The sequence below is a fragment of the Flavobacterium panacagri genome, from assembly GCF_030378165.1.
GTDB lineage: Bacteria > Bacteroidota > Bacteroidia > Flavobacteriales > Flavobacteriaceae > Flavobacterium > Flavobacterium panacagri.
The window spans coordinates 4,378,913-4,394,019 of record NZ_CP119766.1 but is presented as its reverse complement, the minus strand read 5'-3'; the positions used below and the strand labels follow the sequence as shown (position 1 = coordinate 4,394,019).

The following is a 15,107-nucleotide window of genomic DNA, read 5'->3' as shown; positions in this document are numbered from 1 at the left end:
TGCAAGTGAAACGCCTTTTTTGAGTTCATTCCAATAGCTATCGGGACTATATTTCTATGTGTTAAAATAATTATGCGCAACGAGTTGTATTAATATCTTTATGATAAAAAAATAAAAAAGAAAATGAAATTAATTATCAGGTCAATATTATTCTCCAGTTTGCTGTTTTTTTCATCTGTAAAAATGATATCACAATCTACCACAATTATTTTAAAAGATAACTGGCGTTTTTCTAAAGATGTAAAAGAAGATGCCTTTTCTGTAAATTTCAATACTTCTAAATGGGAAAAAGTAAGTGTCCCGCACGATTGGGCTATTTATGGACCTTTTGATAAAGAATGGGACAAACAGGTTTCGGCAATTGAGCAAAACGGCGAAAAAATTCCAACAGAAAAAACGGGTCGTACAGGATCATTACCACATATTGGAACGGGCTGGTACCGTAATTCATTCTCTATTCCGCAGTTTAAAAAAGGAAAAAAAGCACTTCTTATTTTTGAAGGCGCAATGAGTGAACCTCAAGTTTACTTAAATGGAAAAAAGATAGGGGAATGGGGTTATGGCTACAGCTATTTTTATATTGACATTAGTAAAGATCTAAAAGTAGGTTCAGAAAATCTATTGGCTGTTAAATTGACTAATATGCCATTTTCTTCAAGATGGTATCCTGGTGCCGGACTTTACAGAAATGTTAGTATTGTAATAAAAGAAGAAGAAAGTTTTGAACAGTGGGGGACTTTTATTACGACGCCTGAAATGAAAGACGATAATGCAGTTGTTGATATTAAAGCAGAAGTTCATGGCAGTACTATGTCAATGGTTACAGAGATAAAAGATGCAGCTAATAAAGTAGTGGCAACGCAAAAAGCTTCAGAAATAAAAGATGGAAAATTCCATCAAATAATTGAAGTGGCCAAGCCTCATTTATGGAGTCCTGAGACACCTTATTTGTATACTGCAGTAACCAAATTATATGCTGCAGACGGAACATTAAAAGACGAGCAAAATATAAAATTCGGTATCCGATTTATTAAATATGAAGCTAATAAAGGATTCAGCCTTAATGGTAAAGTGATGAAATTTAAAGGGGTTTGTCTTCATCACGATTTAGGGCCTCTTGGTGCGGCTATAAATAAAGCCGCACTTCGAAGACAATTGACGATTCTAAAAGATATGGGATGCAACGCAATTAGAAGTTCTCATAATATGCCTTCGTTTGAGCAGTTGGAACTGGCTGACGAAATGGGATTTATGTTTCTGGCAGAAAGTTTTGATGAATGGGCAAAACCCAAAGTACAAAACGGTTATCATCGCTTTTTTGACCAATATGCAGAAAAAGATATTGTCAATTTAGTGAGAGCTACACGTAATCATCCTTGCATTGTAATGTGGAGTTCTGGAAATGAGGTTCCCGATCAATGGGGCGCTGAAGGGGTAAAACGTGCCAAATGGCTGCAGGACATTTTTCACCGTGAAGATCCTACAAGACCCGTTACTGTTGGTATGGATCAGGTAAAAGCAACTATGGAATCTGGCTTTGGAGCTTTGCTCGATATTCCGGGATTAAATTATAGAGTGCATCTTTACGAAGAAGCATATAAAACATTTCCGCAAGGACTTATTTTAGGTTCAGAAACAGCTTCGACAGTGAGTTCAAGAGGAATTTATAAGTTTCCTGTTGCGCAGGCAAAGAATAAAGAATATGATGATTTTCAAAGTTCTTCGTATGATTTAGAAGCTTGCAGCTGGTCCAATGTCCCTGATGAAGATTTTGTGCTTCAGGATGACAAACCGTGGGTTATTGGAGAATTTGTCTGGACAGGTTTTGATTATTTAGGAGAGCCAACACCTTATGATGAAAAATGGCCGTCAAGAAGTTCATATTTTGGGATTTCAGATTTGGCGGGACTTCCTAAAGACCGTTTTTATCTTTACAGAAGCAGATGGAATACAAAAGATAAAACGCTTCATATTCTGCCACATTGGAACTGGAAAGGAAGAGAAAGCGAAGTTACTCCTGTTTTCGTTTACACCAATTACGACAGCGCCGAGCTTTTTGTAAATGGAAAAAGTATGGGCGTTCAGAAAAAGAACAATTCAACGCCACAGACCCGTTATAGATTGATGTGGAATGATGTTAAATACGAACCAGGAACGGTAAAAGTCGTAGCATTTGATTCTAATGGAAAAGTGGTGGCAGAAAATGAAATTAAAACGGCTGGAGATCCTTATAAAATTGTGCTTGAAGCAGATCGCAAAACGATCAAAGCTGATGGAGATGATATTTCTTTTGTAACAGTTTCGGTCGTAGATAAAAATGGCATTCCATGTCCTACAGCAGTCAATGAACTGGAGTTTAAAGTTACCGGAGCTGGAACTTATAGAGCAGCCTGTAACGGAGATGCTACATCATTGGAAATATTTCATGATAATAAAATGAAGCTTTTTAGCGGTAAACTGGTTGTACTTGTAAAATCAACTAAACAAAGTGGTACTATGCAGCTTGAAGTTAAAGGGGATAATCTTGAAAAGGCAAGAATTAATATTAAAACAATAAAATAAAACAAAATCCTCAATCAAACCTGTTGATTGAGGATTTTTTAAATACAATTAATTAGTTGCTATTTTTACTGGTAATTTTAGTATGTATAACAGTAAGGCTTTGCCATATTCTTCAATATCTTCCTTGTGTACTAGCGTAGTTTTTTTATTTAAAAAAAGGCTAGAAAAACACTTTTTTGGTTATGGTATTGCCATTCTCCAATATTGTTTTGACGAGTAAGATTTGTACACTGCCTTGAATTGTATTGATTTCCAAATCAGATGTTCCTGTTGGATGATTGCTATAAAGCATTTTTCCCGTGATATCAAAAATGGATACTTCCTTCAATTGTTGGTTTTGAGATTTCAAGCTGATGATTTTATTTTTTGAAGCCACTGTAAGCTCAGGAGATAGAGAAGTAAATTCTGGAGTTCCTAATTTCTGGGTTTCTTCAGTATATCGGATTTCAAAACGATTGTTAAAAATTCCTATCACAGTGGAGAATGTATAACCGCCGTTTCTAAGGTTGTGCATTTTTCCAGTCTGTTTGTCTAGAAGATAAATAGCCTGATTAGTCAAATCGCCGTCAGCATGATCAATGGAGATGGTAAGATCGCCCGTAACTGCCGAACGGTATCCCAGTTGAATAATGTCTGAGAGCTCAAAAGGTAGTGCACGTCCTTGAATAGTCAGTTTTTTTCCTTCATTGATGCTGTAAAAATCTGCAGGTTTATAAGCGTCCATTGAAACAGCATCATATGCATAATCCCAGCCATTGGTGGCTCCTGCGGTATATCCAATTAAAAGCTGTTTAAAAATTCCTTCTTTGCTCGTTAGATTTAGCCATACACGATGTCTGTTCTGAACTTGTGTATCTTCATATTTACTCATGAATAATTTTTTATTGCTTTCAACGGGAAGAGTACCGCAGTGAGTTGCGATTGGGTGCAGTAAAAACAAGGACTGCATTGTAGAGAATAAAAGAGAGGATAAGTAAAGTTTTTTCATGTTTAGCTGATTTAAAATTTATAAATAATATTGTGCCGTTTTTGGACTTTTTTGGATTTAGGAGTGATTAAAAGAAAAGACAGTAATATGATGATACGGAAATTATAAAATGACTGGCGTTTTTTCTATGGACTTATTTTTAAACTGATGCTTTCCAGTTTTTCTAAGGTAAAAGTCATTTGATTTTTAATGTAAGATTTTAAGGCTTTCTTTTATTTTATAATGTATTACATCGATGTTTTTTGCTTTTTATCGATGAAATAAGATGTTAAATTACAAATCTAAATGCAGAGGAAAAAGGGAAGGAGACTGCTCTACTGCTAAAAATAGTCTTATTGGGAATATATTTACCTTATTGTTATATTTAAGTCTTAAAAGCTTTATAGTATGCTCTTCAAAGAGTGTTTTTTAGTTGTTTCGATAGAAGTAAAGAGAAAAACTATAAAGTTAGGAATGAGAAAAAAACTTCATAGATTAGAATCTTCTATTTTTGGTATTAATTTTTATTTTATCGTAATATAATTGTTGTAATTTTTTATAAAATATATTTTTTTGTGTTTTTTAATTGAAATTATATAATTTAAAAAAGTTTACTATATTTGAAGTGTTGCGATTACACTTATTAAGATAAAAACAATGTGTAAGCAGAATAAAGTGATATGCAATAACTTTTGCGAAACTCTTCTGCGTTTAATGGGATTCAGCCCTGAATTACATTAAAAAAATCTTTACTGCATAGAATTAATTTTTTTATAAAAAGAAAATGAAAACCGATTTAAAAAATCAATTGAATACTAAAACATTTACTGGCACAAGTTTATTTTTAGCGCTGCTATTTTCATCATTCAGCGTAAATGCTCAGTTGAAAACTACAGAAAGTGAAGTAGGCTTAGGCTGGAGTAACAATTCTGTTAATACGGTTATTTTTAGAAATAGTGCACTGACATCGTTTAAAGGAAATCAATATACAGCTTACTACGATCCGGAAGGCAGAATGGTTTTGGCAAAACGAAAACTAAATTCAAACAATTGGGATAAAGTAATTACACCTTACAGCGGCAATGTAAAAGATGCTCACAACGATATCAGCATTGCAATAGACAGCGATGGTTATCTTCATGTGAGCTGGGATCATCATGATACGCGTTTGCGTTATGCCAGAAGTAAAAAGCCGTTTACTTTAGAATTAGGCGAAGAAATAGCTATGACTGGTGTGGACGAGAATAAAGTAACGTACCCTGAATTTCATAATCTTCCTAATGGAAATTTGTTGTTTTGTTACCGTTCTGGAGCTTCGGGAAGAGGAAATTTGGTTATTAAATCTTATGATGTTAAAAAACAGCAATGGACATCCTTACAAAATAATTTAATTGATGGCGAAAACCAGCGCAGTGCCTATTGGCAAATGTGTATAGGCGAAAAAGGAATTTACATTTCATGGGTTTGGAGAGAAAGTTGGGATGTTTCCACAAACCATGATATTTGTTATGCTTTTTCAGCTGATGGTGGTAAAACATGGCAAAAATCCACAGGAGAAAAATACAGTTTACCAATTACAAAAGCCACGGCTGAACATGCCTGGGAAGTACCACAAAACAGCAGTTTAATTAACCAAACCGCAATGACTGTTGACGAAAAAGGAAATCCATACATTACTACGTATTGGGACAATAATGGTATTCCGCAATACAAAGTGGTATATTTTTCTAACAGAAAATGGAATTTAATCAATACCGATTTTCATACCAAACCATTTAATTTAGGCGGAGGCGGTACGAAAAGAATTCCGATTTCTCGTCCTGAAATTTTGGTTAATAAATCGATGTTGTATCTGCTTTTTAGAGATGAAGAACGTGATAATAAAATAACATTGGCTTATGCCAATTTAGAAAATAAAAAATGGGAGTTAACAGATCTAAGCCGTTTTAGGGTAGGACAATGGGAACCGAATTTGGATAAAGAACTTTGGAAAAACAAAAAGCAATTGCATATTTTTTCTCAAAACGTAAGTCAGGCCGATGGAGAAGGATTGGTAAAAGTAAACCCGGAACCTGTACAAATTTTAGAGGTAAAACAACTTCCTGTTCTAAAGCCTTAATTTTTTGATATAATACAATTTTTCCTTTCAATATTTTTTAATTCAATAATTATGAATAATGTGAAATATCGTCTCAATTACTCGTTTTTTGGCCGTTTATGCTAATATACCCCTTCTAATTTACTGTAACGTCCCTCTTATCTTATAGGTCGTTATCTAAATTTGTGAAGTTGATTTTTATTTCGGAATCAAGCATTGACAGGCTGGTTTGAAATAAATTTTGAAGTATTAAATTAAAAACCATTGTGTAGTTAAATGAAAAAAATTGTATTAGCACTTGCTTTGTTTTGGAGTCTGCAAAATAATTTTGCCCAGAATAATGAATGGGAGAATCCTCAGATTCTGGACAGAGGAAAAGAAAAAGGCAGAAGCTCTTTCTTGTTATTCAGTAATGAAACGGAACTGAAAGGAAACAATCCTCAAAAATCAGAGTTGTATCAAAGTTTGAATGGAAATTGGAAGTTCAATATTGTTAAAAAACCATCCGAACGACCTTTGGATTTTTACACCACGACATTGAATGATGCCAATTGGAAAAACATTCAAGTGCCATCTAACTGGGAACTGCAAGGTTTTGATATTCCTATTTATACCAATATTACGTATCCGTTTCCAAAAAATCCGCCTTTTATAGCGGAAGATTATAATCCGGTTGGAAGTTACAGACGTACTTTCCAGGTTTCTGAATCATGGAAAGACAAAGAAATCATTCTTCATTTTGCTTCTATTTCAGGCTATGCGAGAGTATTCCTGAACGGAAAAGAAGTGGGTATGACCAAAGCATCCAAAACTCCGGCTGAATTTAATATTACTTCTTTTTTAAAGAAAGGAGAAAATCTGCTTGCTGTTCAGGTATTCCGTTGGCACGATGGAAGTTACTTAGAAGATCAGGATTTTTGGAGATTAAGCGGTATCGAAAGAGACGTTTACCTGCAGGCAATGCCTAAAACAACGATTTGGGATTATTTTGTAAAAAGTGACTTAGACAATCCATACAAAAACGGACTTTTCAATCTGGATGTAACACTAAAATATTTTGAAAAAAGTAAAGTAAAAAATCCATCTGTAAAGGTTGAATTGTTTGACGATCAGAACAAAGTGATTTATTCTGAAAGCAAAAAAGTAAATGATAAAGCGCAAAATATAAGCTTCGAAAAAACAATTGAAAATGTAAAACTATGGAGTAACGAAACGCCAAATTTATATCGATACACCATTACATTATTAGATGATAAAGGAAAAACTTTAGAAATTATTTCTAAAAAAACAGGTTTTAGAAAAGTAGAAATTAAGAACGCTCGTTTATTGGTAAATGGTAAAGTCATTATGGTAAAAGGAGTTAATATCCATGAACATGATGATGTAAACGGTCACGTTCCGAATGAAAAACTAACACTGAAAGATCTTCAGTTAATGAGGGAACACAACATTAACGTTATCAGAATGAGTCATTATCCGCATGATCCTCATATTTATGAATTGTGCGATCAATATGGTTTTTATGTAGTGGACGAAGCCAATATTGAAAGTCATGCAATGGGAGCAGAATGGCAGAATTGGTTTGATCAGAAAAAACATCCAGCTTATCTACCGGAATGGGCGCCGGCACATTTAGATCGTATCGAAAGAATGTTTGCGATCGACAAAAATCATCCTTCGATTATTATCTGGTCTTTAGGAAATGAATGCGGTAACGGCCCTGTTTTTTATGATGCTTACGATTGGTTAAAAAAAGTCGATACAACACGTCCGGTTCAGTTTGAACAGGCGGGAGAAAATAGAAATACAGATATCGTAGCGCCAATGTATCCAAGCATTAAAAGCATGAAAAATTATGCGAATTCTGATAAAACACGTCCGTATATTATGTGTGAATATGCACATGCAATGGGACAAAGCAGTGGTAATTTTCAGGAATATTGGGACATTATCAATAATAGCAAACGTATGCAGGGCGGTTTTATCTGGGATTGGGTAGATCAGGGAATCAAAACTAAAAATGATAAAGGACAAATTTTCTGGGCTTACGGAGGAGATTTGGGAGGCGCTGCTTTGCAAAATGACGAAAATGGTTGTGCCGATGGCCTTATCTTTTCTAACAGAACTCCAAAACCAGCTTTAGAAGAAGTAAAAAAAGTATATCAAAACATTGAAATTCTTTTAAACAGCAGAACCGAATTAATAATCAGAAATCATTTTAATTATACTAATCTGTCCAATTATAACTTTAAATATGAACTGATTAAAAACGGAGCAAAAGTAAAAACTGGCGAATTTAGTTTAGACTTAGAACCAGAACAAAGTAAAAAAGTAGCGATCTATTTAGGCGATATCGATGAAAATTCAGAATATTTTTTAAATGTTTTTGCCCTTTCAAAATACGATGATCCTTTAGTAGCAAAAGGATTTGAATTTGCTAGAGCACAATTTGAAATAGCAAAAGGAAATTATTTTGCGGCTAATACGAAAACAAATAGCGCTTCTAAATTAAAATATTCAAAAGCAAATACTATTCTTTCTTTTGAAACAGAAAATAGTAAAGGAGAATTTGACTTGAAAAAAGGAGAAATCTCAAAATACGAATCGAAAAACGGAAAAAATGTGATTACGAATTTTCCAACACCTTATTTCTGGCGCGCTCCAACAGATAATGATTTTGGAAGCGGGATGCCAAATAAATTAGGAATCTGGAAAGAAGCCTCAAAAAATCCGACAGTTGTAAGTGTTGTTTTAGACGAAAAAAATACAGCAGGATTAGGAATAAAAGTAGCTTATAAATTAGCGCAAGCTGATGTTCCATATACAGTAGATTATTTGATTCAGAATAATGGTGAAATTAAAATCACGTCTTCAATTGACATGACAGGAAAAGATTTACCTGAAATGCCTCGTTTTGGAATGCGTATGAAACTAAACGGATCATTTGATAATTTAAGTTATTACGGAAGAGGCCCTTGGGAAAACTATTCAGATAGAAATTCGGCCGCGTTTATCGGAGAATATTCAGATAAGGTGAGCAATCAATATGCAAGAAATTTTATTCGTCCGCAGGAATCGGGATATAAAACAGATGTCCGTTGGCTGACTTTAAAAAACAATGCTGGACAAGGTTTAAGAATTGATGGCGCACAGCCAATTGGTTTTAGCGCACTGAATATTTCGACAGAAGATTTGGATCCAGGAAAAAATAAGGAACAGCGTCATCCGACTGATTTAAACTTAGATTCTAAAGAAGCAGTTTACCTGCATTTAGATTACAAACAAAGAGGTCTTGGAGGCGATGACAGCTGGGGAAGTCTGCCACATGAGCAATATCGTTTGTTGGGCAAAAAATACAGCTATTCCTATACCATATCATTGATTAATTAGTTAGTAGTTCGTCTTTTTGGAAAGAAAAACCTATGAGTAAACATCATAGGTTTTTCTGATTTTAAAATATTTAAGAATAATTACCTTTTTTAGGAATAAAATTTTACAACATATGCTTTTTTAAAATAACAGACATCTATTTATAGATTCATCAAAAACTTAAACTAACCTAACCACCGCACATTTTGAAAAATAGAATTCTATTATTTTTAATTCTTTTAGTTTGCTGTCCGGCTCAACCACAGTCAGCTGGGGAATTATCTGCTTCTAAATTTGGACAGGAAAAATATACTATTGGCTACATCGGGATAAAAAACGGACTGGCCAATAACGCTGTTACTTCGGTTTATAAGGACAAAAGAGGCCTGATGTGGTTTGGTACTTATGATGGAATCAGCCGATATGATGGTTATAATTTTTTAAATTTTAGAAATGAACCAAACGATTATAGTTCATTAAATAATAATAGAGTTGTAAGCATTTGCGGAACCAAAGATGAAATCTGGATTGGTACAAAAGGCGGTATCAGTGTTTACAATTATCTCAACAATCACTTTAGCCGTAAATATTATTTAAATGCAAAAACATCTAAGACAGAGCCTATAGATTTTGTGGTCAATAAGATCATGGATTATAAATCGGTGATGTATATTGGCACTGCTGGTCGAGGACTGCTTTATTGTGGAGCCAAACAAAAAAGAATTATTCAGATTCCGCTTTATGTAAACGGAAAACTGCAATGGGATTATCATGTTCAGGGAATGGATTTTGATAAATCGGGTAAGTTTTGGTGTTTTGTTCAGGGAGTTGGACTTGTGACTATGGATGCAACAGCAAAAAAACTGGTTGTGGTTTTGTCCGATTATCAACAAGGAAATTGTGTGTTGTGTGACAAATCTTCCAATATTTGGGTAGGAGTTGATGGTGGTTTATTAAAGTACAATTCCCTAAATAAAACACATCGCATTTATGCAAATCAGGAATTGCAAAATCCTATTTCCGATTTGATGTGCAAACCAGACAAAAAAGAACTTTGGATTGCGACCAATGGGAATGGAATAGTAAAATACAGTTATGCATCGGATAGTTTTTCTTTGTTTAATGCCAATTCAGATGAGGAAAAATTGAATAGTAACGCTATTTCCTCGCTTTTTTCGGACAATGAAAATAGAGTTTGGGTTGGAACTTTAAGAGGAGGCGTTAATAAAATTGAGGAAAGAAAAAGTCCTTTTACGACCATTTCTAAAAATGAAAAGATAAAAAATACGATTTCAAGTGATTTTATTCTTTCCTTGTCAGAACAAGATAGTGAACATTTATGGATAGGAACAGATGGAGCGGGCGCAAGTTTATGGAATAGAAAGACTAATACGTTTACAAATTATTCTCACAGTTCCAATAATACCAATTCGATATCTAATAATTTTGTTTCTTCAATCGTAACTGACAGCAGAGGAACTTGGTTTGCGACTTATGGCGGAGGTGTCTGTTTGTTTAATTCACAGACGCATAATTTCAAAAAGTACACCTTTTTTAATCCAAAAGTGGGAGCAAATCAAAAGAATTTCTGGGTGCTCTTTCGTGCTAAGAATAATGTTCTGTGGGCGGCTTCTCCAGATGACGAAGGCTTGTATCGTTATAATGAAACACAGGATAAATTTGATTTTGTTGATGCAAAAATTAGAGGAATTATTTCTATTGCAGAAGATCATAATGCCAATCTTTGGATAGGAAATTTTACGGATTTAGTAGAATTTAATCCAAAAACAATGCAACGCAAAGTGATCGATCTTAAATATCCCGTACGATCTGTTATTGCTGTTTCGCCTGAAAAAATGCTTGTGGGAACAGAAGGAGGAGGGCTTTTGATTTTTAATCCGCAGACGCTGCAAAAGAAATTCCTAACCCAAAAAGATGGAATTCCAAATAATTCGGTACTAAATATTGTAAAGGATAATGAAGGAGATTATTGGTGTAGTACTTATAATGGAATATTTGTTTACAATGCTCAAACGGGACATATTACAAGTTATCATGATGCTGATGGTCTTCAGAGCAATCAGTTTAATTATAACGCGGCGGTTAAACTTTCAACAGGCGAAATCCTTTTTGGCGGAATCAAAGGTTTTAATATCATAAACACAAAAATCAATACCCAGATTCATGATTTTCCAAAGCTGGTTATCACTACAATAAAAGTAAACAATAAGGTTTATGATCAATCCAATTTAACTTCTTTTGGAATTGATAAACTGAAATTGCCTTATGATGAATCAATGCTTAATATTGATTTTGCGGCTTTAGAATACAGTCTTCCTGAAAAAATTTCTTATGCTTATTTTTTAGAAGGATGGGATTCGCAATGGCATTATGTCGATAATATTCGAAGTGCCAATTATTCCAAAATCACAGAAGGAGATTATGTGTTGAAAATCAAATCTACTAATGCTGAAGGAATTTGGAGTAAAAGCACTATTTCACTTCCAATTACCATATTGCCTCCGTGGTACAGAAGCGGTTTTGCCTATTTTATCTATTTCCTGATTGTTTGCCTAGGTATTTATGTAGTTGACAAATATCAGCGTCAGCAGGCCAAACTTAAATACGAAGTAAAACTTTCGCAGGATTTGGCAAAACAGGAAAAAGAACTGAATGAGAAAAAAATAACCTTTTTCACCAATATTTCTCATGAATTCAGGTCACCTTTAACCATGATTATTAATCCTTTAAAAGATATCATTTATGGAACCGACCAACAGATTGATCCCGGTGCTATTGAAATGGTTTACAGCAATTCAAGACGATTGTTGAGTTTGGTCGATCAGCTTCTTTTGTTTAGAAAAACAGAAACAGAAACAGGAAAACTTAAAATTGGTCAAATTGATATTGTTGAATTGGCCAAAGAGGTTTTCAGCTGTTTTGTGCATCACGCCAAAGTCAAAAAAATAGATTACAGTTTTAGTATTTCTGAAGAAAGGGTATTGGTCTATGTAGACCGGGAAAAGATTGAAATGGCTCTGTTTAATTTGATTTCGAATGCATTAAAATTTACAGAAAAGGAGAACGGAAGTGTTGCGGTTAATTTGCGCTGTACAGATAATGAAGTTATTATAAAAGTGATTGATAATGGCGAAGGAGTTTCAGATGCTGATAAAGAGAAAATATTTAATTTATTTTATCAATCCAATAATAACATAAAAAACAACCGCAAGGGATTTGGAATCGGACTTTATTTGGTGAAACAATTTGTGAATCAGCATCATGGTGCTGTTAGTTGTTATGATAATGAAAATGGCGGATCTATTTTTGAAATCAAGTTACCACTTGGAAAAGAACATTTTGGAGATATTGAAATCAGGGAAGATTTAAGTGACAGAACCTTATTTTTAGAGGAAGCTATGGAAGATACCGTGATACAGGAAAATGTATTGCAGACTATTGAAGAACCTGAAACAGTCAGTGATTTGATTAAAGACGCCAAAAGTATTTTGGTTGTAGATGATAATGCCCAAATAAGAAATTATTTGAAACGAATATTATCCTCAAAATACCATATTACACTAGCCGAAAATGCTGAAATGGCTTTAACTCTAATTAGAAAAGTACAACCCGATTTAATTATTTCTGATGTTGTAATGGGAGAAATGAATGGAGTTGCTTTTTGTAAACACATCAAATCAGACGAAGAGTTAAAACATATTCCTGTAATATTGCTTACCGGAGGAACTTCGGAAGAAGTGAAACTTAAAGGAGCCGAAGTCGGTGCCGATGATTATATTACAAAACCTTTTGATAATGATTATTTACTGGCTAGAATCAGTGGCATATTAGCGAGACGTGACAGCGAACAGCATTATTTACTTAATTCAGTGACCAAAAAAGAAGCCAATCTAAAATTATCAGATGAAGATAAAAAACTGATCGAAAGGATTGTGGAGATAATTGACGCCAATTTAGATGTAGAGAATTTCAATGTACATGATCTGGCGTTTCATTTAGGAATGAGTTATTCTTTGGTATATAAAAAAATTAAAAAGATTACTGGTAAATCGGTTTCAGAATTTACTAGAAATGTGCGTTTGCGAAAAGTAGCGACCTTATTAATTACAACCGATTTACAGATTAGTCAGGCCGCTTCGATAGCTGGTTTTGGAGATATTAAGTATTTCAGAAAACACTTTCAGCAGTTTTATAATATAAATCCTTCCGAGTTTAAGAAGAAGTATCAAAATGTGAAGGATAATAAATATATACTGAATGAAAGCTTTTGGAAATCAGCTTGATAGTTAAAATAGATTTGAAAAAACAATTAATAAGACATTAAAATGGACACAATTTAAAATAAAACACGAATTGCACGAATTAACACGAAATTTAATTAGTGAAATTAATTGCACTAACAATTTACCTGTATGTATTGGTGAAAATTTGTGGAATTTGTGGCGAAAAAAAATGCGGCATCGCAAAATTTTTAAACTCAATAAGCACAAAAAGAGCGCTACGATTAATTTCACGCAGATTTCTGCAGATTTGAACAAATTTGAGCAGAACTACTATTAAACATTTAACTAAAAAAATATAATAATGAAGTTTAGAAAATCAATTTTTATGGCAATAGCTTCTCTTTCATTTGGGGCAATTGGCTGTAAAACAGGAAATGTAAAACAGGAAAACGGGATAAAAGAATCTAAAAAAGAGGTAATCGCTATTATCGACAAAGTAAATAACCATTGGCAGGTAACACATCCGGAACCAGGAAATGCTTTTTGGCATGTTTCCGCTTACCATACCGGAAATATGGAAGCTTACAAAGTAACCCAAAACAAAAAATATTTAGATTATTCGATGGCTTGGGCGGAGAAGAATCAATGGATGGGTGCGAAATCAACTGATAAATCAGAATGGAAATACAATTATGGCGAAACAGATCAATATGTATTGTTTGGAGACTGGCAGATTTGTTTTCAAACCTATATCGATTTGTACAATTTCACAGGAAAAAAAGATCCTCAAAAAATTGCAAGAGCAAAAGAAGTGATGGAATATGAAATGAGTACGCCACAAAACGATTATTGGTGGTGGGTTGACGGCTTGTATATGGTAATGCCGGTAATGACAAAGCTGTACAACGTTACAGGAAATGAAATGTATTTAGAAAAACTCCATTCTTATTTACAATATGCGGACAGCATTATGTATGATGAAGAAGCAAAGCTATATTTCCGTGATGCTAAATATGTGTATCCAAAACACAAAAGTGCTAATGGAAAAAAAGATTTTTGGGCTAGAGGAGATGGTTGGATCTTTGCAGGTTATGCCAAAATTATTCAGGATTTACCAAAATCAGTTAAACATAGAGAGGAGTATATCAGCCGTTTTAAAGATATGGCCAAAGCTCTTGCTGCCACACAGCAAAAAGACGGCTATTGGACAAGAAGTATTCTAGATGCTGAACATGCACCTGGGCCAGAAACCAGCGGTACAGCCTTTTTTACTTATGGTTTTATGTGGGGAATTAACAACGGCTTTTTGGATAAAAAAGAATATCTGCCAATAGTGCAAAAATCATGGAATTACTTAACCACTTTTGCACTTCAGCCAGATGGGACTTTGGGATATGTCCAGCCTATTGGCGAAAAAGCAATTCCGGGACAAGTAGTCGATAAAAATTCAACTGCTGATTTTGGAGTAGGAGCCTTTTTGTTAGCAGCATCAGAGGTTTATCGTTATGTGAAATAATTGATTACATTTTATTATTTGAAGAAGGCTGTCTCAAAAAGACAGCTTTTTTTGTTATGGTTTACTTATGTCAAATAAGATATATCGCAGATGTAAAGGTTTTTAATATAGCTATTAGTGATAATTAGTCCCATTAGACGCGGATTATACAGATTCGCTACCGCGAAGACGCGGATTAAAACGGATTTTTTATTAATCTTTCTAAAAAAAAAAACAGTAATCTGTTTAAATCCGCGTCTTTACGAAGTAAATCCGTTTTATCTGCGTTCACTCAATGTGCTTTATTGAATGAGTTGTCTGTTAATTTTATAATTATATTTTTTTACAATTAATGCTGTATGTTGCTTCGCC

The 15,107-nt window shown here is 34.0% G+C and carries 6 protein-coding genes; 5 read left to right on the top strand and 1 reads right to left on the bottom strand.

Annotated elements, in window-relative coordinates:
* Positions 1 to 183: 183 nt before the first annotated feature.
* Positions 184 to 2,562 carry a DUF4982 domain-containing protein gene (locus P2W65_RS19180; RefSeq protein ID WP_434783344.1) on the top strand — a complete coding sequence of 793 codons (2,379 nt, stop codon included), beginning with the start codon at positions 184 to 186 and terminating at the stop codon, positions 2,560 to 2,562.
* A gap of 160 nt (positions 2,563 to 2,722) precedes the next feature.
* On the opposite strand, the gene P2W65_RS19175 is transcribed toward P2W65_RS19180, so the two are convergent.
* Positions 2,723 to 3,550: a DUF8693 domain-containing protein gene (locus P2W65_RS19175; protein ID WP_289660114.1), complete on the bottom strand. Its 828-nt coding sequence runs from the start codon at positions 3,548 to 3,550 to the stop codon at positions 2,723 to 2,725.
* A gap of 763 nt (positions 3,551 to 4,313) precedes the next feature.
* On the opposite strand from P2W65_RS19175, the gene P2W65_RS19170 reads away from it, so the two are divergent.
* From P2W65_RS19170 to P2W65_RS19155, 4 genes are all read left to right on the top strand, one after another.
* Positions 4,314 to 5,648 carry a BNR repeat-containing protein gene (locus P2W65_RS19170; protein WP_289660111.1) on the top strand — a complete coding sequence of 445 codons (1,335 nt, stop codon included), beginning with the start codon at positions 4,314 to 4,316 and terminating at the stop codon, positions 5,646 to 5,648.
* Between the two features lie 255 nt (positions 5,649 to 5,903).
* Positions 5,904 to 9,017: a beta-galactosidase, LacZ type gene (lacZ, locus tag P2W65_RS19165; RefSeq protein ID WP_289660108.1), complete on the top strand. Its 3,114-nt coding sequence runs from the start codon at positions 5,904 to 5,906 to the stop codon at positions 9,015 to 9,017.
* A 185-nt stretch (positions 9,018 to 9,202) separates the two neighbouring features.
* On the top strand, positions 9,203 to 13,300 hold the full coding sequence (locus tag P2W65_RS19160) for a hybrid sensor histidine kinase/response regulator transcription factor (protein WP_289660106.1): 4,098 nt from the start codon (positions 9,203 to 9,205) through the stop codon (positions 13,298 to 13,300).
* 301 nt (positions 13,301 to 13,601) lie between these two features.
* On the top strand, positions 13,602 to 14,756 hold the full coding sequence (locus tag P2W65_RS19155; RefSeq protein ID WP_289660104.1) for a glycoside hydrolase family 88/105 protein: 1,155 nt from the start codon (positions 13,602 to 13,604) through the stop codon (positions 14,754 to 14,756).
* Positions 14,757 to 15,107 lie beyond the last annotated feature (351 nt).